Genomic DNA, 23,070 nt, shown 5'->3' with positions numbered 1-23,070 from the left:
CCGCCCAGAGCCTAGGAGATCCGGCGCAGACCTGGAAACATACATGCGAGCCCGGTACTCCAGATCCTCATAGGCTGGTGTTGGTTTCCAGCCCGCCCCTCAAAGGCGATGCCGGGCATAGGCCGGGCACAGTGAGCGCGTGCTGTCCGCGCTGGCCCGCAGACTGCCAGCGATGCCGCGCAGCTTCGGCCGGGCGATGGTGATCGGCCCGCCGGTGGTCTTGACCGTGGTCGGGCAGTGCCCGTTGCGGTAACCGGGCCGTACCGTGCTCTCCTCGTCGTTGCTGCCCTCAGCGGTGACGGCAGCGGCGCGCTGGTAACGGGCACGGCCGAGGAAGGCGTCCACCTCGGCTTCCACGGCAGTCTGGATGATCAACGCTCGTTCACATTTACCCCGCATCTCGGACGCGACCAAGCCGTTCGCTCCGCCCGCCATTGCACGATTCCAGCGAGGGGATCGACATGACCTCCCGGATCCACCGCCGATGGACCGTCACAGGACTGATCAACGAGTACCGAATCTCCTTGGTAGGGTGAACATACGTTCATTTCATCAGGGAGGGCCCATGCCGCGCACTGCCGAACAGAATGCGGCGCTGCGAGCGGCGACGCGCGAGGTCATCCAGACGGCCGCCGTTCGGGTGTTCGCCCGCCGAGGGTTTGCGGCGTCGACCATCCGCGATATCGCGCTCGAAGCGGACGTGAGTGTCGGGTCGATCTACCGTCACTACGCCACGAAGGACGAACTGTACTTTGATCTGCTCGACCAGGCCGTCGCCGGCCTCGTCACGCTCGCGGCCGACATTTCAGGACCAGGGCGGCCGTCCGCCCTGGTTCGCGCATTCACCACTCGTTTTCTGGCCGGCGTCACGGCTGACGATGGCGCTGCCGAGTTCGTCGTCGTCGTCAACCATGGGGTCACCACTGACACACCGCCCGGCACGGTCGACCGGATCGTTGGGGCACACCGCTCGATGTGGCGCGCCTTCGAGGAGCTCGTGCGGCGCGGCCAGGCCGCCGGCGAGTTCGGCAGCGGCGATCCGGCAGAGATCACGGCGTGCTACTTCGCCACCCTCGGCGGTCTTACGACGATGCGGCTCGCCCTCGGTGCCGAGCTCGCCGTCCCCGACGTCGACATTGTGCTGAGGTTACTCACGAAAGGAATGTCCGAGTGATCGAGATCAAGCGCGGCGACGAGTTGGGCGAGGACTATCGACGGCGGATCACCGAGGTGCTAGTCCGCGGCTTCGCCGAAGACTTCGCGTTCTTCTCCTCCGATCCGCAGAAACTCGCGAATGCGTTCAAGCACATGATCCTGCTCAACCGGTTCTACGTCGCCCTCGTGGAGGGCGAGCCCGCGGCCATTGCCTCTGTCACCGTGGGAACGCAGGAGTGCTTCGCCCCACGCTGGTCCGAGATCCGACGCCACCTGGGAACAGTTCACGGCACGATCAGCCACCTCGTCGTGCGCTCCCAGTTCCTCGGCGCGCCGGACGAAGCGCGGCCCGGCCTGGCGGAGATCGGCTTCGTCACGACTGCGCCCGCCTACCAGGGGCGCGGGGTGGCGACTGCCCTCATGCAGTACATCCTCGCCCTTCCCGACTTCGACGAATACGTGCTCCGCGATATCAAGAGCACCAACGCCCCGGCACTCGGCCTCTATGCCAAGCTCGGGTTCACCGAGTACCAGCGACGCCCCGTCAGGTTCGCCCGGCGCGCGGGGTTCACCGACTATGTATCCATGCGGCTCGGCTAGTGCTGTGACCGGAAATGATCGGACCATTACGCCAGTTCACCCTGGCCAACTCCGACGGCCCCGACCACACCGTCCAGACCCGGGCCCTGCATGCCTGCCTGCGCTGGCGCAACGCTCACGCCCGTCACCCCGACGTACTGGCCGCCCAACGCCGAGAACGCGCCCGCATCCGCAGCGAGAAGGGCATCCACTGGGCGGCCGACCAGTCACACCGGCAGCCTGAACCCCTCACCCAACCCGGTGATCATTTCCGGTCACAGCACTAGCAAATCGGATGATCGGTTAGATAGCAAAGAGTGCCCCTGATCTGGAAGATTACGGATTGTCGAGTCGTGCGTGCTGGATGACGCAGGCCAGGCCCGCCCTCTGGACAAGGCCGGCGCGGCGAACCCTCCACGCGGCCTTGTAGGCGCATCCGGAACGGTTCCGCGGCCGGCGACCCTACCCACCGGCATTGCCGGCCAAGGTGTGGATCAACCAGCCACCCGTGATCTCCGAGACCGACACCTCACCACAAAGCGCGCAAGTAGCCTGACGTCTCACCGGGTTTGACAGGTCCGAATCGCCCCGACGCCGCCGCGCACGACATCGCCGCTCAGGCGTCGGCCGCTTGGGAAGCCGCCGTCTGCTGGGACGACGCCTACGCAGTCAAGCGGCTCGCCGAAGTTTTCCGACCCAGAGACGAAGCCGTCGTAGTCATCGCTCGCAGGACTAAGGAAATGATCGTCGTCAACCTTGACGGGCTCGACTGGTCCGGAGTCAAGATCCTTTGAGCCGATCGACGCGCGGCCACGCAGGTGCGTTCGGGGCGCGCACGCGGCCGAGCCGTTCACGAGGCCGGCTGGCGGGGTAGGCCGGGCGGGTTGATCTGCGACTCGGGAATGGCCTCGTTGGCCAGCCCCCACCGTTCGAGCACCTGCTTGTACGTGCCGTTCCTGATGATCGTGTTCAGGGCCTCGTTCAGCGGCTGCACCAGGCCGTTGTCCTGCTTGGTCATGGCGGCGATGAGTCCCTGCAGGTCTGGCCCTGCCCCGGAGAACGTGCCGGCGATGCGGGAGCCGCCGCTGACGGCGATGTTGTAGGCGATGTTCGGGTTGGGGCCGAAGTACGCCTGCACGCGGCCGGACTTGAGGGCGAGCAGCACGTCGCCGTACTTCTCGTAGTAGAGGATCTCAGCCGGTTCGCGGCCGGCGGCGCGGTTCTGCTTGTCCCAGTCGAGCAGGATCCTCTCCTGGTTGGTGCCGGAGCCGACCGACACGCGCAACCCGGCGATGTCGGCGGGTCCGTTGATCGCCTTGATGGGGCTGGTGTCGGGCACCTGCCAGGCGAGCTGGTCGATGCGGTAGGTGGCGAAGTCGTAGGTGTCCTTGCGTTCCTCGGTGACGGTGACGTTGCTGAAGACGGCCTCGTACTTGCCGGACTTGGCGGCCAGGAACAGGTTTTCCCAGGAGCTCGACTGCGGGGTGAACTCCAGGCCCAGCACGTCCGCGACGAGTTGGGCGAGGTCGGTCTCCACGCCGATGAGGGTGGTGTCGTCGGTGGCCGGGGAGACCAGCGGGGGCGAGCCGCTGGCGCTGAAGCCGACGGTGAGCTTGCCGTCGGCGGCGATCTCCTTGGGCACCTCGGCCGCGATGTCCGCGACCTTCCCGGTCCGCACCCGGTTCTGGTCCGGGCTCAGGTTGATCTTCTTGCCGGCGACCACGGGGGCGGAGGCGGTGGGGGCGTCGGGTGCCGGTTCCGCGCCACAGGCGGCGAGGACGGCGACGGCGAGGAGGAGCAGGGACGAAGCACGCATGTCTGGCGTCCTTGGGGTTCAGAGGACCTTGGCGAGGAAGGCGCGGGTGCGCTCGTGGGCGGGGGCGTCGAGGACCTGGGCGGGCGGGCCGAGCTCGACGAGACGGCCGGCGTCCATGAAGGCCACCGTGTCGGCCACTTCGCGGGCGAACCCGATCTCGTGGGTGACCACGATCATGGTGGTGCCGCCACGCGCGAGGTCCTTGATGACGTCGAGGACCTCGCCCACCAATTCGGGGTCGAGCGCGGAGGTCGGCTCGTCGAACAGCAGCAGCTTGGGCTCCAGGGCGAGTGCGCGTGCGATGGCGACCCGCTGCTGCTGGCCGCCGGAGAGCGTGCGGGGGTAGGAGTCGGCCTTGTCGGCCAGGCCCACCCGGGACAGCAGCCGTTCGGCCAGCGGCTCGACCTCGGCGCGCGGCCTGCGCTGCGCCGACAGGGGTGCTTCCATGAGGTTCTGCTTGACGGTGAGGTGCGGGAAGAGGTTGAAGGACTGGAAGACGAAGCCGATCTGGGTGCGCTGTCGCAGCACCTCGCGTTCGGGCAGCTCGTGCAGGCGGTCGCCTGCCTGCCGGTAGCCGAGCAGCCGCCCGTCCACGCGGACCGAGCCGCGGTCCACCTTCTCCAGGTGGTTGATCGTGCGCAGCAGGGTGGACTTGCCGGACCCCGACGGGCCGAGAAGCACCAGCACCTGGCCCTTGGCCACGTCCAGGTCCACGCCGCGCAGCACGTGCAGAGGGCCGAAGCTCTTGTGCACGCCGCGCAGCTCGACCATCGCGTTCATGCCCGCCCTTTGCCGTAGTGCCGTTCGACGTAGTGCTGGACGAGTGACAGGACAGTGGTGAGGAGGAGGTACCAGAGGGCGGCGACCAGCAGCAGGGCCATGACCCGGCCGTTGCGGTTGTAGATCACCTGCACCTGGTAGAACAGCTCGGGCAACGCCATGATGTAGACCACCGAGGTGCCCTTGACCAGGCCGATGATCTCGTTGCCCGCGTTGGGCACGATGGTCCGCATGGCCTGCGGCAGGATGATCCGGAACAGCCGCCGCGCCGGGGGCAGCCCGAGGGCGGCGGCGGCCTCGTGCTGGCCGTAATCCACCGACAGCAGGCCGCCGCGGACGATCTCGGCCGCGTAGGCCGCCTGGTGCAGCGCCAGCCCGAGCACCGCCGCCGTGAGCGGCCCGATCAGGTCCATGGTGCCGAAGTCGAAGAACTCCGGCCCGAACGGCACCCCGACCGACAACCGCGGATAGAGCAACGCCAGGTTGTACCAGAACAGCAGTTGCAGAATCAGCGGCACCGACCGGAACAACCACACGTACCCGAAGGCCACCGACGACAGCAGCCGGTTGGGCGACAGCCGCATCAGCGCCAGCACCGTGCCGAGCGCGAAGCCGAGCCCGATGCCGAGCACGGTCAGCTCCAGCGTCAGCAGCACCGAACGCACCACCGACGGCGCGAACAGGTACTGCCCGACCACCTCCCACTCCCAGGCGGGATTGGTGATCAGAGCGCTGGCGACCATCGCCAGCACGACCAGCACCCCGACGGCGGCCAGCCAGCGCAGCGGACGGCGGGCGGTCACCACCTCCAGGGGCCGTTCCGCCTTCTGGCGGGCACGGGCCTCGACCTCGGGCAGCATCATGGCCTGCCCTCGATCCGGTCGCGTGCCGGGACCCGTACGGTACGGAACTCGGTGGTGCGCCGCAGCCGGAAGCCGAGGCGCTCGTACAGCTGGATCGCCGGCGTGTTGGTGGCGGAGGCGTGCAGGAACGGCGTCTCTCCACGCGCCCGGACGCCCGCGGCGACCGCGAGCACCAGCCGGGTCGCCAGCCCCCGCCCCCGGTACGCGGGATCGGTGCAGACGGCGCTGATCTCGGTCCAGCCCGGAGGATGCAGCCGCTCCCCCGCCATCGCCACCAGCGCGCCGCCGAGCCGGATCCCGAGGTAGACGCCCAGCTCCACGGTCCGCGGCCGGAACGGGCCCGGCTTGGTCCGCTCGACGAGGTCCAGCATCTTCGGCACGTCCGCCGGCCCCAGCCGCACCACGCCGGCGTCACGCGCCCCGGCGACGCGCTCGCCGGTGAGCTGGACACCTGGGTTGTTCCTCGCCTCCTTCCAACCGGCGGGCGGCACCACCGCCGGCCCGGTCAGCGGCACCTCGCCGCCCTCGCCCACCAGCGCCGCCGCGTCCCGCCAGTCGGCCGGGCCCGCGTCGTGCGGCATCGACAGGAACGGCGCGACGTCGCCGGGATAGCGCAGTACCCGGCCGCGCCGCTCCGCGAGATGCGCGTGCGCCCCGAGCAGCGAGGCCCGCACCGGGTCGTCCAGTACGCCGAAGCCGGAGCCCGCCTCCGCGACCGGTAAGGGACGAAACCCGTCAGAGGCCGTGGGGAAGGTGGGCGCGGTCATGCGGCGGCCCGATCCGCCGAGCCGGAACCGTCACCGGCCCCATCGATCCCGAGCAACTCCACAAGCATGAGCCGGAGCCTTTCTCACGTCCGTCTGCCGCTCCCAAGCTCAGCACAGCCTCCTATAACCGTCAAGACCTACTAGTTTAGTAGGCAATTAAGATTTCCCATATTACCCACTTGATTTATGGCAAATCTCTTCCTACCTTGAAGCTCCAATAGCCGGAGAGGATGTCATGAGTCACCTGACCGTGTTCGATCTCGACGGAACGCTCGTCGACACCCCGCGCGCGATCGTCGAGACCTTCACCGGGGCGTTCGGCGCGCTGGGCGTGGCGGCGCCGGGGCCCGCGGTCATCCGCGCCACGATCGGGCTCCCGCTAGAACGGGCCTTCGGCGACCTGCTGGCCGCGGCACCGGACGGCGAGCTGGTGGCCCAAGGGATCCGGCACTATCAGCACCTGTTCAAGGAGATCATCCTGCCGCGCGCCGGCGAGCTGGTCTTCCCCGGCGTGGCCGAGGGGCTAGACATGCTGCGCGCCAGGGGCGGCACCCTCGCCGTGGCGACCAGCAAGTTTCACGCCAGCGCCGACGCGTTGCTGCGGGCGGCGGGCCTGCGGGACCGGTTCGCCCTGGTGGTGGGGGCGGACCAGGTCAGCAGGCCCAAGCCCGATCCTGAGTCGGGGCTGCTGGTCCTGCGCACGCTCGGCGTGCACGCGCGGCACGCGGTGATGGTGGGCGACACCGCGCACGACGTCCACATGGCCAACGCGGCGGGCATGCGCTCGATCGCCGTCACGTACGGCGTTCACGGCGCCGACGAGTTGGCCCTCGCCGGTCCCACCTGGATCGCCGGCACGTTCGCCGAGGTCGTCGCCCTGCTGAGCGCGGAGCCGGCGCACGGCGCGGAGCCACACGACCCCGCGGTGCGGCCCGAAGCGGGGGAACCGGCCCGATGAGCGGGCGCGCGCTCGACTGGTCGCTCGCGATCGCCGGCGGTGTCCTGCTCACGCTCATGACCCAGGCCAACGCCGTGCTCGCCGGCCACACCGACGCCCTGTACGCCTCCTGGGCCGCGCACGGGCTCGGGGCCGTGGTGGCGTCGCTTCTGGTTCTGGCCCTCGCCCGGCGCGCACCGGCCGCCACCCCCGGCGAGAACGAGGGCCGCACGCCGCTCTGGTACTACCTGGGCGGCATCCCCGGCGCCCTCGTCGTCGTCCTGTCGGCCATCGCGGTCAACAGCGAGCTCGCCCTGGCCGGCACCATCGCCCTGATGCTCACCGGCCAGATCCTCTTCGGCACGGTCTCCGACCACATGGGCCTGCTGCACACCCCCAGGCGCCGGTTCACGCCGATGGATCTGGCGGTGGCCGGGTGCGTGCTCGCCGGCAGCGTCCTCATCGTCCTCGGCGGAGCGTGACCATGCTCTTCTTCGTCGTGCTGGCGCTGCTCAACGGCGTCCTCATCGGCGCGAGCCGCACGGTCAACGGCCGGCTGAGCACCCGGAAGGGCGCGTTCCGGGCGTCCGTGTGGAACCACGTGGTCGGCTTCGCGTTCCTCAGCGTGATCCTGCTCGTCCTGCGCACCTGGCCGGACGTCACGGACGCGCCCGTCGCCGCCTACGCGGGCGGGGTGTTCGGCGCCCTGTTCGTCGCGGTCAACAGCTACGTCTTCCCCAGGCTCGGAGCGATGAACGCCTCCGTGCTGGTGATCAGCGGGCAGGTGCTGTCCGCCGTGGTCATCGACTGTGTTCAGCACCGCGCGCTGCCGGCGCCGATCCGGCTGGCCGGCGTGGTGCTCGTGCTCCTGGGGCTCGGCCTGCCCCGCTTGACAGCCAGCCTCCGGCAGAGGGAGAGCCACCCGTGCCCGACCGAAAAGAAGTGATCGACGCCCTTCTCGACGACCGCACCTACCACATCGAGTTCAACGGCCATCTCACCAACCATGCCAAGCACGCCGTCGTGGCCCTGGCCGGGCTGGGCGTGCCGGCCGCCGGCATCAAGGCGTACTACGACGCGTACGCGAAACTGACCTCGTACGGGTTCGGCCTGGAGCCGCCGACGCCCGACGAGGTCCGCATCACCGAGGAGAACTGGCGCGAGCACCTGGGACAGCGCACCAGCTTCTGGTCCTACTGCGACTTCTTCGACCGGCGCGAGCAGGAGCTCGGCCTGGAGAAGGTCCTGCGCCGGTATGTGCCCAGGCTGCTGCCCGGCTGGACGGGCTCGTTCACGCACGCCACCATCCATCTCGGCTGGGCACTGGACATCGGCCACCGGTGGATGGCCATCGAAGGGCTGGCCTACCTGGCCTTCTCGTACTCGACCTGCCATCCAGAACGGGCACGGCCGCCGCGCGAGGACGGCGCGCCCGTGGACTCACTGCTACGACTGGCCGGCGTGTGGGACGAGCATCGCGACGAGCTCATCCACTGGGTCGCCCGCATCCTCGCCGACACCTCCCCGGTCGAGGACGGCCGCATCCACCCGGAGCTGCTCCGCTCCGGCCTGCAGTTCCGGATCGCCCGCACGCTGAGCGAGGGCCATCCCCTCTTCTACGACACACCCGCGTGGACGCGGAAGGACAGCTGGGAACCGCTGTACTACGCGGTCACCCTGCTCTACCTGTCGCGTCCCGGCGACTTCGTGCTCCTGCACCTGATCACCTCGCTGTACGCGGTGGAGCGGATCGCCCGGCACCTGCCGGCCGAGCAGCGGCGGGAGGCCGCCGTCTGTTTCTGGATCGGGCTGCTCGGCACCGTCTTCTCCGGCGGCGACTTCCCCCACCGCGCCAAGCTCGCCGCCCTGCACCGGATCTTCTCCGGAGCCGTGGACGAGGACGCCGGCGATTGGGACACCATCGTGGGCCGGGCCGTCCTGGAGGAAGAGGAGCACAATCCCAAGCTCGTGTACGTGCTGCGCCGGGTGTGGCAGCGCACCGGTCACCGCTCGATCTACCGGGTCGCCGCCGGCCAGTTCACCGCCACGCCCGAGCTCCCGCCCTCGTTCGACGAGCCGCCCACCGCCTGACGGGACCGCCATGCCTGCCCAGCACAACCTCCATCTGCTCCCGCAGACCAGCCAGCTGCGCGCCCTGCACACGGTCGTGCGCGACCGGCACTCCGGGCTCGACGCCTTCGTCCTGCATTCCCGCCGCATCATCCGCCTCCTGCTGGAGGCCGGGCTCGACCAGCTCCCCTTCACCGAGCACCACGTGACCACGCCGGTGGGCGCCACCTACCGAGGGCTGCGGCACACCGTGGACATCTGTGCCGTGGCCGTGGTCAGGGCCGGGGAGAGCATGGAGGCCGAGTTACGCGACATCCATCCCGGCATCCGCATCGGCAAGGTCCTCATTCAGCGGGACAAGCAGACCAAGCTTCCGCATCTGTACTACTCACACCTGCCGCCCGGCATCGCCGGCAGCCACGTCCTTCTCCTGGAGCCGATGCTGGCCACCGGCGGATCGGCCAACGCCGCCATCGGCGTGCTGCTCAAGGCCGGCGTGCGGGAGGAGCACATCGTTCTGATCGACTTCATCGCCGCACCCGAGGGCATCCGCGCCGTCACCGAGGCGCACCCGCACGTCAAGATCGTCGTCTCCTCGATCGAGGAGCGGCTGAACGACAACGCCTTCATGATCCCGGGCATCGGCGACTTCGGCGACCGCTACTTCGGCACCACCAATCCAGGAGCATGATGATCACCGTTCCTTCCGCCCGGCCGGCCGGTCCCCGAGCGCCCGTCGGCGTCGGAGCCTGCCTGCCGGACCTCCTGCTCCAGCAGACCGAGCACCGGCCCGACGCGGTGGCAGTCACCGGAGCCGGTGGCAGCCTCACCTTTCGCGAGCTCGTCCGCGACGCCGGCCGGCTGGCGGCCCGCCTGCGACGGCTGTCCACGGGCCCGGACGACTGCGTCGGACTGTACGCCGAGCCCTCGGCCGACCTGATCACCGGCGTCTGGGGGATCCTCATGGCGGGGGCCGCGTACCTGCCGCTGTCCCCCGACTACCCGCCCGATCGGGTCCGTTTCATGATCGAGGACAGCCGGGCCGCCGTCGTCGTCACCCAGCCGCACCTCGTCCGCGAGGCGTCGGAGCTGGCGCCGCCGGGCACGCGGATCGTCAGCCTGGCCGGTGAGGGCGGGCAGTGGCCAGGAGAGGTGGCCTGGCGGCCCGGCTCCCTCGCCTACGTCATCTACACCTCCGGCAGCACGGGCCGGCCCAAGGGCGTGCTGATCGAGCACCACAGCATCACCTCCCAGTTACGCTGGCTGCACACGTGCGGCCACGTCGGCCCGCACACCACGGTGCTGCAGAAGACGCCCGCGAGCTTCGACGCCGCGCAGTGGGAGATTCTCGCGCCGGCGTTCGGCAGCCGGGTCGTCACGGCTCCGCCGGGCGGCAACCGCGACCCGGATGCCCTCATCGACACCATGGCCGCCTATGACGTCACCACCCTGCAGTGCGTGCCCACGCTGCTCGAAGCGCTGGTGGAAACGGGGCGGCTGGCGCGCTGCGCCGCGCTGACGCGGGTCTTCTCCGGCGGCGAGGCTCTGACCAAGCGGCTGGCCAGGGACTTCTTCGCCGCGCTGCCGGGAGCCTCGCTGATCAACCTGTACGGCCCCACCGAGTGCACGATCAACGCCACCGCTCACGTGGTCGATCCCGGGCAGGCCGCCGACGGAGACGGAACGCTCCCGATCGGGGTGCCGGTGGACAACACGCACTGCTTCGTCCTGGACGCGAACCTCGCCCCCGTGGACATCGGGGAGACCGGTGAGCTGTACATCGGCGGCGCCCAGCTCGCGCGGGGCTACCTGAACCGGCCCGAGCAGACCCGCGAGCGGTTCATCCCCTCGCCGTTCGTCCCGACCCAGCGGCTCTACCGCACCGGCGACCTGGCGTACTGGAACGCCGACGGCACGCTCCAGTTCGCCGGCCGCGCGGACGACCAGGTCAAATTGCGCGGTCACCGGATCGAGCCGGGCGAGGTGGCGCTGGCCGCGGAGCGGCACGCCTGGGTGCGGCGGGCGGCGGCGGTCGTCGTGACCGACGACAGGACCCGCTCCCCGCAACTGGTCCTGTGCGCGGAGCTGGATCCCCGCGAGGCCGCCCTCATGGACCAGAGCCATCACTCGGCCCATCACCGCTCCAAGGCCGACCGCCTGCAGGTCCGCGCGCAGCTCGCCGGCGCGGGGCTCAGGCCGGACCTGGCGGGCCGTCCCATGGTGGCGCTGCCGCACCGCGACGAGCCCGCCGAGCTGCGGCGGGCGGTCTTCGCCCGCAAGACCTACCGGTTCTACGAGGGCGGACCGGTCACCCGCGCGGATCTGCTGGCGCTGCTCGGCCCGCCGCCCGCCAGGCCGGCGCGCGCCCGCAACCCCGGTGAGCTCGGGTTCGACGAGCTCGGGCGGATCCTGCGCTGGTTCGGCCAGTTCCGCAGCGACGAGCGGCTGCTGCCGAAGTACGCCTACGCCTCACCGGGCGCCCTGTACGCGACCCAGCTCTACGTGGAGAGCGCCGGCGTGGCGGGCCTGGCGTCGGGGCTGTACTACTACCACGCCGCGGACCACGCCCTGGTCCGCATCGGCGCGGCCCGGCTGCCCGAGGACGGCGGCCTGAGGGTGCACCTGTCCGGCAGGCGGGCGGCGATCGAGCCGGTCTACCGGGAGAACCTGCACGAGGTCCTCGAGTTCGAGGCCGGTCACATGGTGGGCGTGTTCGAGGACGTGCTGCCCGCGTACGGGCTGGACATTCGCCCGCTGGACCGCGTCGCCTCGGCGTGGGAACGGCTCGGCGTCGAGCCGCACGACCACTACGTCGGCACGTTCGAGATCCGCCCGCACGACGCCGCGACGCGCGCCGGGGACGTCGAGGTCCTCCTCCAGGCGCATCCCGGCCGCGTGGCGGGCCTGCCGGCAGGCTGGTACCGGCATCGCCGCGGCACGCTGGAGCGCGTCTCCGACCAGCTCGTGCTGCGCCGGCACGTCGTGGCGATCAACCAGCAGGTGTACGACCGCGCCGCCTTCGGCCTGGCCCTGCTGGCCAGGGACACGCGGCCGTGGCTGGCCTACGTCGTGCTCGGCGCCCGGCTGCACCACCTGCAGCGCAACGGCCTGGGCCTCGGCCTGATGTCGTCGGGATACAGCTCGAAGAGCGGCCACCCCATGCCCGCGGCCCGGCGCGTGGCGGAGATCCTCGAGGGCGCGGGCCTGGGGTCCCCGCGCGCGATGTACTTCGCCCTGGGCGGCCGGGTCAGCGCCGGGCAGATCGCCGGCGAGGACATGCGCGAGGACGCCGTCCACATGAAGGGCCCCGCCGAGCTGATCAAGGACGAGCTGGCCCACCTGCTGCCCGACTACATGCTGCCCAACCGGGTCCTGCTCGTGGACGCGCTGCCGTTGACGGCGAACGGCAAGGTGGACGCCGCCGCGCTGCGCGAGCTGGCCCGGCCGCGACCGGCCACCCCGCACGCGCCGCCCGCGACCGCGACCGAGCGGTGGCTGGCCGCGGAGTGGGGCCGGGTGCTGAAGTACGACGAGGTGTCGGCGGCCGACGACTTCTTCGCCTCCGGCGGCAACTCGCTGACCGCGGTGGCGCTGACCAACCGAATCAACAGGGAGTTCGGCACGCGGCTGCCCTTCCAGGCGCTGTTCGAGTCGCCCAGGCTGGCCGAGCTAGCGGCGCGCGTGGACGCCGGGCAGGCGGCGCCGTCCTCCCGGCTGGTGTCCCTCGGGCGCGTCACAGAGGGCCCGCCGGTGTTCTGCTGGCCCGGGCTCGGCGGCTACCCGATGAACCTGCGGCCGCTGGCCCGCCACGCCGCGCACGACCGGCCGTTCCACGGGATCCAGGCGTACGGGCTGAACCCCGGCGAGGAGCCTTACCCGTCGATCAGGGACATGGCCGCCGCGGACGTGGCCGAAATCCGGCTCGTGCGGCCTCGGGGGCCGTACACGCTGTGGGGGTACTCCTTCGGCGCGCGCGTCGCCTTCGAGGCGGCCAGGCAGCTCGAAGGCGCCGGCGAGCACGTGGACGAGGTGGTGCTGATCTGCCCGGGCAACCCCCGCGTGGGGGCCGGGAGCCGGGAACGCGTGGCGTCCTACGCCAATCCGGAGTACGTGACGATCCTCTACTCCGTCTTCACCGGCGCCGTCGCGGGCCCCGGGCTGGAACGCTGCCTGGAGCAGGCCAGGGACGAGGAGAGCTTCACCGGTTTCGTGCACGGCCTGCTGCCTGAGCTGGACCGGCCGCTGATCCGCCGGGTCGCCCGGCTGGTGGCCAGGACCTACGCCTTCCCGTACACGTTCGAAGGGCTCGCCGCGCCGGTGACCGTCATCAGGGCCGCCGGCGACGAGCAGCCGCACATCGACGGGAAGGTGTTCGAGCTGGCCGCCGACCACTACGGCGCGCTCAGGGAGCCCGGCGTGGCCGAGCTCGCCCGCGTCATCCGCACGGGCACGAACACCGGCCGCACGAGCACGAAGGAGTCGTGATGCCGCACGTCACCATCCAGCACTTCCCCCTCGACCTCGCCCCGGAGCAGAAGCGGCGCCTGGCGGACGCGCTGACCGCGGTGGTCGTGGAACAGCTCGGCACCTACGAGGGAGCCGTGTCCATCGCGCTCGAACCGGTGGATCCGGATGACTGGGCGGCCACGGTGTACGAGCCGCGCATCGCCGCCCGTCCGGACCTGCTGATCAAGGCCCCGGAGTACCGCCGTTGAGCGGCATCCCGCTGGTGGTCACCGAGGAGGTGGCGCAGGCGCTGGCCGAGGGGCGGGCGGTGGTCGCGCTGGAGTCGAACGTGATCACGCACGGCCTGCCGTACCCGGACAACGCCGCCACCGCCGTCAAGGTGGAGTCCGCGGTGCGGGCCGGCGGGGCGGTGCCCGCGACGATCGGCGTGGACGGCGGCCGGCTGCTGATCGGCATGAGCGCGGCCGACATCGACCGGTTCGCCTCCACCCCCGACATCCCGAAGGCCGGCAACCGGGACCTGCCCGTGGTGCTGGCGCGCGGCGGTCCCGGCGCCACCACCGTGGCCTCCTCGCTGGTGGCCGCCGAGCTGGCGGGCATCCCGTTCTTCGCCTCGGCGGGCATCGGCGGGGTGCACCGGGGCGCGGAGACGACGATGGACGTCTCCGCCGACCTCATCCAGTTCACCCGCTCCAGGGTGGCGGTCGTGTGCGCCGGGGCCAAGAACATCCTCGACCTCGGGCTGACCCTGGAGTACCTGGAGACGCAGGGGGTGCCGCTGGTGTCGTACCGGTCGGACGACTTCCCGGCCTTCTACTGTGCCTCCAGCGGGCTGCGCAGCCCGCACCGGATCGACGATCCCGAGGTCGTCGCCCGGGTCGTCGACCACCACTGGGCGGCGGGCAGCCGCGGCGCCGTCGTCATCACCACCCCGCCCCGCCCGGAGAACGCCGTGGACCCCGTGGTCGCCGAGGTCGCCGTGCGCGCCGCGCTGGCCGCCGCCGCGCGGGACGGCGTCAGGGGCAACGCGATCACCAAGTACCTCATGCGGGCCGTGGACGAGGCCACCGGCGGGCGGACCTCGCAGGCCAACATGGCGGTCCTCATCAGCACGGCCGAAGTCGGCGGCGAGCTCGCCGCCGCGCACGCCCGCCACCGATCCGCTCTCCGATAAGGACTTTCCGACAAGGACGCCTCACATGCCCGTGGAGTTTCTCGGCATCGCCTACACCAACAACGCCTCGGAGACCACCGCCCGATCGGGGCTCTCCTTCGACAAGGACTACACCCTCAGGCTGGCCCGCGCCCATGAGGAGCACGGCTGGGACCGGGTCCTGTTCGCCTACGGGTCGGACACGCCGATCCCCACGCCGGCCGCGGGCTGGCTGGCGGCCAAGGTCGAGCGGCTGCAGATCCTGCTCGCGCACCGGCCGAACGTGTCCTATCCGACGTACGCCGCGCGCTCGTTCGCGACGCTGGACCACATCAGCGACGGGCGGCTGACCATCCACTTCATCACCGGCGGCAACGACCAGGAGCAGCGGCGCGAGGGCGACACGCTGACCAAGGACCAGCGCTACAGCCGGACCAGGGAGTACATCCAGATCGTCAAGAAGGTGTGGACGCGCAGGGAGCCGTTCGACCACGAGGGCGAGCACTACCGGTTCCACGACTACGTCAGCGACGTCTTCCCTGTGCGGGACCCGCGTCCCGGGGTCTCCTTCGGCGGCTCCTCACCGGCCGCGTACGCCGCCGGCGGCGCGGAGGCGGACATCCACTGCCTGTGGGGGGAGCCGCTGGCCGACACCGCCCAGCAGATCGAGTCGGTGTGGGCGGCGGCGCGGGCCGCCGGGCGAGCCGACCGGCCGCGCATCCAGGCGGCCTTCCGCCCGATCATCGCCCCGACCGAGGAACTGGCCTGGGAGAAGGCACACGGCACGGTCGAGGCCATCCGGGCGCGCCGGGCCGTCAGGCAGCCCCCGCGCGGCCACCAGCCGGACGGCCCGGAGAACACCGGCGCGCAGCGGCTGATCGCCATCGCCGCCAGGGGCGAGCGCTTCGACCGGGCCCTGTGGACGCCAACGTCGGCCGCCACGGGAGGCGAGGGCAACTCCAACGCCCTGGTGGGCACCCCCGAGACCGTGGCCAAGGCGCTGCTCGACTACTACGACCTGGGCGTGGACATCATCTCCGCCCGGGGCTACGACCTGCTCGGCGACGCCGTCGACTTCGGGCGGCACGTCATTCCGATCATCAGGGAGGAGGTGGCCAGGCGCGACCGCGAGGGGGCGGAGCGCGGGCCACACCTGCTGGAGAAGATCACCGCCGGGATCTGACGGTCCGGGCGCCCGTGCTCGGGGGCGTGGGCGCCCGGCGCGTCAGGTGTCCACGCTGACGGCGTAGGCGCCGGCCGGTGTCCCCGAGGCGGGATCGAAGCCGAGACCCTTCACGCTCTTGCGGGCCGCGATCTGGTCGGCGGGGACGTACAGGGGCAGAACGATGGCCTCCTCGTCCACGGCTCGCTGGATCCTCGCGTAGAGGTCCTTACGCACGGCCTGGTCGGAGCTGGCCGCCGCCCGCTTCAGCCAGGCGTCGATGCGCGGATCGTCGATGTGGGCGAAGTTGATGGCGGCTCCCGACGACAGGATGAGGTTGAGCGCCGCCCCCGCGCCCGGGTCGAGGATCTGGACCTGCAGGTCGATGCCGGCGCGCTGCTCGAGCTCGCGGCGTTCACCGCCGTACGGCCAGGTAACCAGCGAGGTGGTCGATCACCTCGCGGGCGTCGGCCTCGATGCCGTGGATGAACGTGGACCTGCGCCGCCGCAGCAGGGGCAGCCCCAGCACGTACAGTCCGGGGCTGTCCACGACGCCACCGTCGTGGCGCAGCCGCCCCTTCTCGTCGACCACGGGAACGTGCAACCACCCGTAGCCGGGGCGGAAGCCGGTCGCCCACACGACCGTACGGATCTCGCCGCTGCGCAGGTCGAGCTGTAGTCGAGCCGGCTCGGGCACCCTTGTCGGCTCGAAGCGCTCCACCGCGCCGAGCTCGATCTCGCGGCCGGTAGCCCAGGCGTCGAACGTGTCCAGCAGGCGCTCCAGCTTGAGGTCCGCGAGCGAGAACACGTTCCGCAGGCCGCCGGAGAACAGCGCCCGGCCGTCGCGCACGGCCGCGAAGCGGCCCACCGGCTCGACGCCCATCGAGGTCAGCGCGTTGAGGTCGAGCGTCGTGCGCCCTGGGGTGCCGACGAGCTGGGGCGAGGGCAGCCGCCGGGCCCGCGCGAGGTCGTCGACCTCGTCGTAGCGCTGGTCCCACACGCCGGAGGCGTCCATCCACCACAGCACGTCGCGGCCCCGGTAGGTGCGGGGCAGCCGCACGTGCTCCCCCACCGAAAGGATCACCGGCCGACCCGACCGCCGCAGCTCGGCCGCCAATTGCACGCCGGTCGCCGACGCGCCCACGACCAGCACGCCGCCGTCGGGAAGCCGGCCGGGTTCGCGGTAGTCGAACGGCGTCAGTTGCTCCACGGACGGCGGCACCGCCTCGCCGAACGGCGGCACCACCGGCCGGTTGCAGGCACCGCTCGCGATGACCACCGTCCGGCAGGCGAGCTCGCCGCGGCTCGTCGTCACGCGGTAGCCGCCGGCGGCGGGTCGTACGGACGTGACGTTCGTGCCGGTCCTGAGCGGAGCCCGCACGGCGAAGCCCTCGATGAAACGCGTCACCTCCTTCGCGGTCATGTAACCGTCGGGGTCCGGGCCTTGGTAGGCGTGGCCCGGCAGGCGGCCCTGCCAGTTGGGGGTGAGCAGTCGGAAGGAGTCCCAGCGTTCGCGCCGCCAGGAGTTGGCCACCTCACCGCGCTCGATCACGAGGTGGTCGATGGACCGTTCGCGCAGGAAGTGGCTCGCGGCCAGGCCGGCGTGCCCGGCGCCGATGACCACGGTCGTGACGTGCTCGATGATGACGTCGGCCTTCCGGGCTCAGGCGACGTCGACGGTGACGTTCGTCGGGTTCGTCAGGGCGTCGAACACGGCCGAGCGCTTCTGGGACTGGGCCACCAGCGCCTCGATGTCCTGCCTGGAGGCGTCCGCGTCGATGTGGAACGTCACCTTGATGTCGTTGAAGCCGTTGCGCACGTCGGCGTCGGCGCCGAGTATCCCGCGGATGTCGTGCCTGCCTTCCAGGGTCGCCTCGACCGAGCGGAGCTGGATGCCGCGGTTCTGCGCGACCGACGCGACGCCTGCCGTCAGGCAGCTCGCCAGGCCGACGAGCAGGTACTCGATCGGCGTGATGCCGTTGTCCTCCGCCGCGAACACCTCGGGGTGGTCGGCCTCGAACACCGCTTCCCTCTTGTGGCTGCGCTCCTCCCCGAGGCCGAAGAACTTCTTGACGGTCGTGGTGCTGTGCACGCCGTTGCGCCACGTCGACGAGGCCCGCCAGACGAACCGGGCGGCCTCGGGCGCGCCCTTCAGCACCTCGCGCGCCTCCAGCAGCGCCTGTACGTTCACTCCGTTGGCGACCGTGGTCATACCCAACCACCCTCTCCCTGTATTTCCAGTAGGTATTTGACCATACACGTCCCGTGGCGGCTACCATAAGTGCCATGTCGCAGCCAGCCACCACGCTCGCGGCCGGCAGTGTCGGCACCGTGGAGACCCGGCACCTCGACCTGCCGGAGCCGGTTCACCTCGACTGCGGCCGGGAGTTGCACCCGGTCCGGGTGGCGTACGAGACCTACGGCACCCTGTCGCCCCGGCGCGACAACGTGATCCTGGTGTGCCACGCGCTCAGCGGCGACGCCCACGCCGCGGGCCTGTCCAAGGTGCCGCCGGAGGAGAGCACCCGCGACGGCTTCGGGGCCGAAGAGCAGGGCAAGGGGCTCGGCTGGTGGGACGGGATGATCGGCCCCGGCAAGGCGTTCGACACCGACCGCTTCTTCGTCATCTCCACGAACCTGCTCGGTGGTTGCCGCGGGACGACCGGGCCGTCGTCGATCGACCCGGCGACGGGCGCGCCGTGCGGGCCGGACTTCCCGGTGATCACCGTCGCGGACATGGTGCGCACGCAGCGCGCGTTCCTGGACGTCCTGGGCATCGAACGGCTCGCGGCGGTGGCCGGGGGCTCGCTCGGCGGGATGCAGGCGCTGCAGTGGGCGGTCCTGTTCCCCGGCCAGGTCGACGCCGTCATCCCCATCGCCAGCACGCACGCGCTGCACCCACAGGGCGTGGCCTGGAACGCGATCGCGCGCGACTCGATCATGCGCGACCCGGCCTGGCAGGGCGGCCGCTACTACGGCACGGGCCGCGCGCCCGACGCCGGCATGGGCATCGGGCGGATGGTCGGCCACATCACGTACCTGTCCGCGCCCGCGCTGGAGGCCAAGTTCGGCCGGCGGCTGCAGTCCTCCGACGATCTGCGCTACACGCTCACCGAGCCGGAGTTCGAGGTGGAGAGCTACCTGCGCCACCAGGCCGACTCGTTCGTCAAGCGCTTCGACGCCAACACCTACCTCTACACGTCCCGCGCGCTGACGTACTTCGACCTCGCCCGGCAGCACGGCGGCGGATCGCTCGAGCGGGCGCTCGAAGGCGTATCGGCGCGCACGCTGCTGATCGCCTTCAGCTCCGACTGGCTGTACCCGCCGGCGGCGTCGCAGGAGATCGAGCAGGCGCTGCGCGCCCTCGGCAAACCCGTCGAGCTGCAGGTGATCGAGGCTCCGTACGGCCACGACTGCTTCCTGCTGGAAGAGGCGCGACAGACGCCCATCATCCGCCGGTTCCTGGCCCAGCCCGTCTGAGAGAGGCTCATGTGACCGACCAGCTCCCCCGCGCGGAACAGGCCCGCGAGTTCGGGTTCGAGACCCGGCAGCTGCACGCCGGTCAACGGCCGGACCCGAACACGGGCGCCCGCGCGGTGCCGATCTTCCAGACGACCAGCTACGTCTTCGAGGACCCGGAGTCCGCGGCGGCGTACTTCAACCTCCAGGAGTACGGGAACACGTACTCGCGCATCATGAACCCGACCGTCGCGGTGTTCGAGGAGCGGGTGGCGAACCTGGAGGGCGGCGCCGGCGCGGTGGCGTTCGCCAGCGGAATCGCCGCGCAGGCGGCGGCGCTGTTCACGCTGCTGCAGCCCGGCGACCACGTGGTGTCGTCATCGGCGCTGTACGGCGGGACGGTGAACCAGCTCAAGCATCTGCTGCGCAAGCTGGGCGTGGAGCTGTCGTGGGTCCACCCCGACGATCCGGACGCCTGGCGCAAGGCCGTCCAGCCGAACACGAAGGCGTTCTTCGGCGAGACGATCGGCAACCCCGCCGGGAACGTGCTGGACATCGAGACCGTGGCGGCCATCGCGCACGAGCACGAGCTGCCGCTGGTCGTGGACAACACGTTCGCGACCCCCTACCTGTGCCGGCCGATCGAGTGGGGCGCCGACATCGTGATCCACTCGGCGACCAAGTTCATCGGCGGCCACGGCACGAGCATCGGCGGCGTCGTCGTGGAGGCGGGCACGTTCGACTGGTCGAACGGGCGCTTCCCGGTGGTCGCGGATCCGTCGCCGGCCTACCACGGGCTGCGTTTCCACGAGACGTTCGGCGAGTACGGCTACCTGATGAAGCTGCGTGCCGAGACCCTGCGCGACCTCGGCGCGGCGCTGTCGCCGTTCAACGCCTTCCTGTTCCTGCAGGGGCTGGAGACGCTGTCGCTGCGCATGGACCGCCACGTCGGCAACGCGCTGGCGGTCGCGGCCTTCCTCCAGTCGCACGAGCTGGCCTCCGGCGTGACCTACCCCGGCCTGCCGGAGAGCGGTTACCGGCCGCTGGTGGACAAGTACCTGCCGCGCGGCGCCGGCGCGGTATTCTCCTTCGACTGCGCCGGCGGCCGGACGGGCGGGCAGGCGTTCATCGGCGGGCTGACGCTCTGGTCCCACCTGGCGAACGTCGGCGACGCCAAGAGCCTGGTCATCCACCCCGCCAGCACGACGCACCGCCAGCTCGGCGACGACGAGCTGCAGGCGGCAGGGGTCGGCCCCGGCACGGTACGGCTGTCGGTCGGCACCGAGACCGTCGAGGACCTGATCTGGGACCTGGAACAGGCCTTCGCTCGCGTCGGAGAGGTGGCCGCGGCATGACCGGACTCGACCGCTACCAGGACGCGCTGACGATCCAGCGCGTCCTGCACACGACCAGGACGATCGCGATCGTCGGCCTGTCGGGCAATGAGCTGCGGGCCAGCCACTTCGTCGGCTACTACCTCAAGCGGCATGGCTACCGGATCATCCCGGTGAACCCTCGGGAGCACGAGATCCTCGGCGAGCGCAGTTACGCGAGCCTGCGCGACGTGCCCGTTCCGGTGGACCTGGTGAACGTCTTCCGCGCCCCGGACGCGCTGCCGGAGATCGCACGGGAAACGGCGGCGATCGGTGCCGCGGCCCTGTGGTGCCAGTTCGGCGTGATCAACGAGGAGGGCGCGCGGATCGCCGAGGACGGCGGCGTGAGCGTGGTCATGGACCGGTGTCTCAAGGTCGAGCACGCGCGCTACGTGGGCCGGATGCACTGGCTCGGGTTCAACACCCGGCGCATCACCTCTGTCCGCGCCGGGCTCCAGTGACCCCGATCCGTCACCCCCGGCGGTGGGCGGCCCCCGGATGGGTGGCGGGCAGCCGTTCGAGGCCCGGGCCGAGCAGCCGCTCGCGCAGCGTCGAGTCCTCGTAGGAAGTGCGGTAACGGCCCCGGCGCTGCAGCTCGGGCACGACCAGCTCGATGAAGTCCTCGGCCGTGCCTGGCGACAGGTACTGCATGAGGTTGAATCCCGTCGCCCCCGTCTCGTCGGCCCAGCGCTCGATCTCGTCCGCGACCCGTTCCGGGGTGCCGGCCACGAAGAACGGGCCCTGCCCGATGCGGCCGACGGACTCCAGCACGTCACGCACCCTCAGGCCGCGCCCCACCAGGGGGCGGACGGCGCGCTCGGTAAAGTCGCCGCCGCGGGCCACGATGTCATCGATCAGCTCTGCGCCTGCCGAAAATTACCTCCGCCCAGGTCATGACCATGTGAGGACTTCGCGTGGCGGTGCGAACTCCGGCCACCCAGGAGACGGAACGCGTGCGGCACGATGATCAATCGTGCTCCTTCGCCTGGCCTACCTGACCGTCACGAACACGTTCGCCGCACTGCGATTGCTTCCCATGGGCGATCGGGACAAGGACGTGGAGATTCTCGTCCTGCGTCACCAGATCACCGTCCTTGAACGCCAACTCGGTGCTGACACCAGAGTGAGATTCGCCCCCGAAGACCGGGCCCTTCTCGCCGCACTCCTGACCTCGCTGCCCCGCGAGGTCCTACGCCGACTGCGGCTCCTCGTCCGGCCGGACACGGTCCTGCGCTGGCACCGCGATCTGCTGCGACGGCGCCATTCCCGTACCTGCTGGCCGAAGCGGCCCGGCCGCCCACCCACGGTCCGCTCCATCCGCGCCCTCATTCTGCGCCTGGTCCGGGAGAACCCCGGCTGGGGCTACCGGCGGGTTCACGGAGAGCTCACCACGTTGGGCATCAAGGTCGCGCCGTCCACCGTCTGGGAGATCCTCAAGCAGGAGGGGCTCGATCCGGCGCCCGAGCGGGCGTCCACCACCTGGGCCGACTTCCTGCGCTCGCAAGCCGACGCCCTACTGGCCTGCGACTTCATCGAGACTGTCACTCTCAGCGGGCAACGCCAGTACATCCTGGCGGTCATCGAGCAGGCCACCAGACGCGTCCGTGTGCTCGGCACCACCGCTCACCCGACCGCCGGCTGGGTCACCCAGACGATCAGGAACCTGGTGATGGATCTGGAGGATGCGGGCTGCCGGGCGCGCTATCTGATCCGAGATCGAGACGGGAAGTTCCCCGCCCTCATGGACACAATCCTCGCCGAGGCCGGCATCAAGACCGTGCTCACCGGCATCCGGATGCCGCGCATGAACTCGATCATGGAGTGGTGGGTGCAGTCGTGCCGACACGAGCTTCTCAACCGCTGCCTCATCTGGAACGAACACCACCTGCGGCACGCCCTGCGCGAGTACGAAGACTTCTACAACCAGCACCGAGCCCATCAATCCCTGGACCAAGCAGCGCCGCTGCGTACCGTCCCCGATTCGATCACGCATCCGACACGAATTACCGACCTGAATGTACGCCGACGAGACCGGCTCGGCGGCGTCCTCCACGAGTACACACATGCCGCTTGACCAGCATGGATGGAATTTTCGGCAGGCGCACTGCTCGCGTCGCGGCGGGGCCACTGCTTTTGAGACATAGGCACCGGGCGACGGATGATCATGGTGTGTGCAGGGTTGGTGCAACCGAGCACGCACGGAGCACGCAACCGCTAGACGAAAATTCTAGAACTCATCCGACGCCACATAACCGCAGGTCAGACCATGACCAAAGCGCGCCCTGCAGGATTCGAACCTGCGACCGTCGGATTAGAAGTCCGGTGCTCTATCCAGCTGAGCTAAGGGCGCTCCCGCCTTATTGTGCATGATCCGGCGACATGTCACGCACAGGTTTTCCCCGTGTCAGTCTGTCAACCCGATCACACCCCACACGAACAGGACCGACTGGTGGCCTTTCTGGTCGTGCAGGCCTCAGGGAGGATATCGG

The 23,070-nt window shown here is 70.5% G+C and carries 23 protein-coding genes, 1 tRNA gene and 2 pseudogenes; 16 read left to right on the top strand and 10 right to left on the bottom strand.

The features are described from left to right. Positions 1-174 precede the first annotated feature (174 nt). A pseudogene (locus tag GUY59_RS08480) lies at positions 175-375 on the bottom strand (IS256 family transposase); the annotation flags it as partial. A gap of 190 nt (positions 376-565) precedes the next feature. On the opposite strand from GUY59_RS08480, the gene GUY59_RS08475 reads away from it, so the two are divergent. From GUY59_RS08475 to GUY59_RS08465, 3 genes and pseudogenes are all read left to right on the top strand, one after another. After that, a complete protein-coding gene (locus GUY59_RS08475; RefSeq protein WP_138200221.1) occupies positions 566-1,174 on the top strand; it encodes a TetR/AcrR family transcriptional regulator in 609 nt (202 codons plus the stop codon). Next, positions 1,171-1,755 (top strand): GNAT family N-acetyltransferase, encoded by a 585-nt coding sequence (locus GUY59_RS08470; protein ID WP_138200222.1) that lies wholly within the window; start codon positions 1,171-1,173, stop codon positions 1,753-1,755. The genes GUY59_RS08475 and GUY59_RS08470 overlap by 4 nt, the downstream gene beginning before the upstream one ends. A gap of 20 nt (positions 1,756-1,775) precedes the next feature. Further along, positions 1,776-1,978 (top strand): annotated as a pseudogene (locus GUY59_RS08465) (IS630 family transposase); the annotation flags it as partial. A gap of 606 nt (positions 1,979-2,584) precedes the next feature. On the opposite strand, the gene GUY59_RS08455 reads toward GUY59_RS08465, so the two are convergent. From GUY59_RS08455 to GUY59_RS08440, 4 genes are read right to left on the bottom strand one after another with little or no spacing between them, the layout of a single operon-like run. Next, a complete protein-coding gene (locus GUY59_RS08455; protein WP_138200223.1) occupies positions 2,585-3,550 on the bottom strand; it encodes an ABC transporter substrate-binding protein in 966 nt (321 codons plus the stop codon). Positions 3,551-3,568: 18 nt separating this feature from the next. Continuing rightward, entirely contained in the window at positions 3,569-4,330 is a 762-nt protein-coding gene (locus GUY59_RS08450) for an amino acid ABC transporter ATP-binding protein (RefSeq protein ID WP_330849148.1), read from the bottom strand. Beyond that, positions 4,327-5,193, bottom strand: coding sequence for an amino acid ABC transporter permease (locus tag GUY59_RS08445; RefSeq protein ID WP_236666958.1), 867 nt, complete (start codon positions 5,191-5,193; stop codon positions 4,327-4,329). The genes GUY59_RS08450 and GUY59_RS08445 overlap by 4 nt, the downstream gene beginning before the upstream one ends. Continuing rightward, the gene (locus GUY59_RS08440; protein ID WP_138206471.1) at positions 5,190-5,960 is read right to left on the bottom strand and encodes a GNAT family N-acetyltransferase; all 771 of its coding nucleotides are present in this window, start codon (positions 5,958-5,960) and stop codon (positions 5,190-5,192) included. Before GUY59_RS08440 ends, GUY59_RS08445 begins: the two co-directional genes overlap by 4 nt. A 235-nt stretch (positions 5,961-6,195) precedes the next feature. On the opposite strand from GUY59_RS08440, the gene GUY59_RS08435 reads away from it, so the two are divergent. From GUY59_RS08435 to GUY59_RS08395, 9 genes are read left to right on the top strand one after another with little or no spacing between them, the layout of a single operon-like run. After that, entirely contained in the window at positions 6,196-6,918 is a 723-nt protein-coding gene (locus GUY59_RS08435; protein WP_138206469.1) for an HAD family hydrolase, read from the top strand. Beyond that, entirely contained in the window at positions 6,915-7,379 is a 465-nt protein-coding gene (locus GUY59_RS08430) for a DMT family transporter (RefSeq protein WP_138206467.1), read from the top strand. Before GUY59_RS08435 ends, GUY59_RS08430 begins: the two co-directional genes overlap by 4 nt. Positions 7,380-7,381: 2 nt before the next feature. Next, positions 7,382-7,843 carry a DMT family transporter gene (locus tag GUY59_RS08425; protein ID WP_138206465.1) on the top strand — a complete coding sequence of 154 codons (462 nt, stop codon included), beginning with the start codon at positions 7,382-7,384 and terminating at the stop codon, positions 7,841-7,843. Continuing rightward, positions 7,822-8,988, top strand: coding sequence for a questin oxidase family protein (locus GUY59_RS08420; RefSeq protein WP_138206463.1), 1,167 nt, complete (start codon positions 7,822-7,824; stop codon positions 8,986-8,988). Before GUY59_RS08425 ends, GUY59_RS08420 begins: the two co-directional genes overlap by 22 nt. A gap of 10 nt (positions 8,989-8,998) precedes the next feature. Next, positions 8,999-9,658 carry a uracil phosphoribosyltransferase gene (upp, locus tag GUY59_RS08415; RefSeq protein ID WP_138206461.1) on the top strand — a complete coding sequence of 220 codons (660 nt, stop codon included), beginning with the start codon at positions 8,999-9,001 and terminating at the stop codon, positions 9,656-9,658. Continuing rightward, positions 9,658-13,452, top strand: coding sequence for a non-ribosomal peptide synthetase family protein (locus GUY59_RS08410; protein WP_138206459.1), 3,795 nt, complete (start codon positions 9,658-9,660; stop codon positions 13,450-13,452). Before upp ends, GUY59_RS08410 begins: the two co-directional genes overlap by 1 nt. After that, on the top strand, positions 13,452-13,682 hold the full coding sequence (locus tag GUY59_RS08405; RefSeq protein ID WP_138206457.1) for a tautomerase family protein: 231 nt from the start codon (positions 13,452-13,454) through the stop codon (positions 13,680-13,682). Before GUY59_RS08410 ends, GUY59_RS08405 begins: the two co-directional genes overlap by 1 nt. Next, on the top strand, positions 13,679-14,608 hold the full coding sequence (locus tag GUY59_RS08400) for a pseudouridine-5'-phosphate glycosidase (protein ID WP_138206455.1): 930 nt from the start codon (positions 13,679-13,681) through the stop codon (positions 14,606-14,608). Before GUY59_RS08405 ends, GUY59_RS08400 begins: the two co-directional genes overlap by 4 nt. A gap of 25 nt (positions 14,609-14,633) precedes the next feature. After that, positions 14,634-15,770, top strand: coding sequence for an LLM class flavin-dependent oxidoreductase (locus GUY59_RS08395; protein ID WP_138206453.1), 1,137 nt, complete (start codon positions 14,634-14,636; stop codon positions 15,768-15,770). Positions 15,771-15,812: 42 nt separating this feature from the next. On the opposite strand, the gene GUY59_RS08390 is transcribed toward GUY59_RS08395, so the two are convergent. The 3 genes from GUY59_RS08390 to GUY59_RS08380 all read right to left on the bottom strand — a co-directional run bounded on the left by GUY59_RS08390 (position 15,813) and on the right by GUY59_RS08380 (position 17,961). Next, positions 15,813-15,986 carry a hypothetical protein gene (locus tag GUY59_RS08390; protein ID WP_161714450.1) on the bottom strand — a complete coding sequence of 58 codons (174 nt, stop codon included), beginning with the start codon at positions 15,984-15,986 and terminating at the stop codon, positions 15,813-15,815. A 178-nt stretch (positions 15,987-16,164) separates the two neighbouring features. Next, a complete protein-coding gene (locus GUY59_RS08385; RefSeq protein WP_138206451.1) occupies positions 16,165-17,373 on the bottom strand; it encodes an NAD(P)-binding domain-containing protein in 1,209 nt (402 codons plus the stop codon). Positions 17,374-17,412: 39 nt separating this feature from the next. Then, positions 17,413-17,961 carry an OsmC family protein gene (locus tag GUY59_RS08380; RefSeq protein ID WP_138206449.1) on the bottom strand — a complete coding sequence of 183 codons (549 nt, stop codon included), beginning with the start codon at positions 17,959-17,961 and terminating at the stop codon, positions 17,413-17,415. A gap of 74 nt (positions 17,962-18,035) precedes the next feature. Between GUY59_RS08380 and metX the strand changes: the two genes are divergently transcribed. Genes metX through GUY59_RS08365 form a run of 3 tightly spaced genes read left to right on the top strand, consistent with a single transcriptional unit; the run spans position 18,036 to position 21,042 of the window. Beyond that, a complete protein-coding gene (gene metX / locus GUY59_RS08375) occupies positions 18,036-19,229 on the top strand; it encodes a homoserine O-acetyltransferase MetX (protein ID WP_138206447.1) in 1,194 nt (397 codons plus the stop codon). An 11-nt stretch (positions 19,230-19,240) separates the two neighbouring features. Then, complete coding sequence (locus GUY59_RS08370) at positions 19,241-20,563, top strand: O-acetylhomoserine aminocarboxypropyltransferase/cysteine synthase family protein (protein WP_138206445.1); 1,323 nt, start codon at positions 19,241-19,243, stop codon at positions 20,561-20,563. Continuing rightward, positions 20,560-21,042 carry a CoA-binding protein gene (locus tag GUY59_RS08365; protein ID WP_138206443.1) on the top strand — a complete coding sequence of 161 codons (483 nt, stop codon included), beginning with the start codon at positions 20,560-20,562 and terminating at the stop codon, positions 21,040-21,042. Before GUY59_RS08370 ends, GUY59_RS08365 begins: the two co-directional genes overlap by 4 nt. A gap of 10 nt (positions 21,043-21,052) precedes the next feature. Here the strand turns inward: GUY59_RS08365 and GUY59_RS08360 are convergent, their stop codons facing one another. Next, on the bottom strand, positions 21,053-21,352 hold the full coding sequence (locus GUY59_RS08360) for a hypothetical protein (RefSeq protein ID WP_201760629.1): 300 nt from the start codon (positions 21,350-21,352) through the stop codon (positions 21,053-21,055). A gap of 202 nt (positions 21,353-21,554) precedes the next feature. On the opposite strand from GUY59_RS08360, the gene GUY59_RS50605 reads away from it, so the two are divergent. Continuing rightward, on the top strand, positions 21,555-22,655 hold the full coding sequence (locus GUY59_RS50605) for an integrase core domain-containing protein (protein ID WP_138206441.1): 1,101 nt from the start codon (positions 21,555-21,557) through the stop codon (positions 22,653-22,655). A 202-nt stretch (positions 22,656-22,857) separates the two neighbouring features. Here GUY59_RS50605 and GUY59_RS08350 read toward each other — a convergent pair. Further along, positions 22,858-22,931: transfer RNA gene (locus GUY59_RS08350), tRNA-Arg, on the bottom strand. Positions 22,932-23,070 lie beyond the last annotated feature (139 nt).

The sequence above is a fragment of the Nonomuraea sp. K271 genome (genome assembly GCF_009908215.1).
GTDB lineage: Bacteria > Actinomycetota > Actinomycetes > Streptosporangiales > Streptosporangiaceae > Nonomuraea > Nonomuraea longispora.
Note: the sequence above shows the minus strand (reverse complement) of the source record. Positions and strands in the feature narration are given on the sequence as shown.

Coding starts and splice junctions, on each gene's coding strand:
- GUY59_RS08475 (WP_138200221.1), top strand. CDS start 566: ATGCCGCGCACTGCCGAACAGAATGCGGCGCTGCGAGCGGCGACGCGC.
- GUY59_RS08455 (WP_138200223.1), bottom strand. CDS start 3,550: ATGCGTGCTTCGTCCCTGCTCCTCCTCGCCGTCGCCGTCCTCGCCGCC.
- GUY59_RS08450 (WP_330849148.1), bottom strand. CDS start 4,330: ATGAACGCGATGGTCGAGCTGCGCGGCGTGCACAAGAGCTTCGGCCCT.
- GUY59_RS08445 (WP_236666958.1), bottom strand. CDS start 5,193: ATGATGCTGCCCGAGGTCGAGGCCCGTGCCCGCCAGAAGGCGGAACGG.
- GUY59_RS08440 (WP_138206471.1), bottom strand. CDS start 5,960: ATGACCGCGCCCACCTTCCCCACGGCCTCTGACGGGTTTCGTCCCTTA.
- GUY59_RS08435 (WP_138206469.1), top strand. CDS start 6,196: ATGAGTCACCTGACCGTGTTCGATCTCGACGGAACGCTCGTCGACACC.
- GUY59_RS08430 (WP_138206467.1), top strand. CDS start 6,915: ATGAGCGGGCGCGCGCTCGACTGGTCGCTCGCGATCGCCGGCGGTGTC.
- GUY59_RS08425 (WP_138206465.1), top strand. CDS start 7,382: ATGCTCTTCTTCGTCGTGCTGGCGCTGCTCAACGGCGTCCTCATCGGC.
- upp (WP_138206461.1), top strand. CDS start 8,999: ATGCCTGCCCAGCACAACCTCCATCTGCTCCCGCAGACCAGCCAGCTG.
- GUY59_RS08410 (WP_138206459.1), top strand. CDS start 9,658: ATGATCACCGTTCCTTCCGCCCGGCCGGCCGGTCCCCGAGCGCCCGTC.
- GUY59_RS08405 (WP_138206457.1), top strand. CDS start 13,452: ATGCCGCACGTCACCATCCAGCACTTCCCCCTCGACCTCGCCCCGGAG.
- GUY59_RS08395 (WP_138206453.1), top strand. CDS start 14,634: ATGCCCGTGGAGTTTCTCGGCATCGCCTACACCAACAACGCCTCGGAG.
- GUY59_RS08380 (WP_138206449.1), bottom strand. CDS start 17,961: ATGACCACGGTCGCCAACGGAGTGAACGTACAGGCGCTGCTGGAGGCG.
- metX (WP_138206447.1), top strand. CDS start 18,036: ATGTCGCAGCCAGCCACCACGCTCGCGGCCGGCAGTGTCGGCACCGTG.
- GUY59_RS08365 (WP_138206443.1), top strand. CDS start 20,560: ATGACCGGACTCGACCGCTACCAGGACGCGCTGACGATCCAGCGCGTC.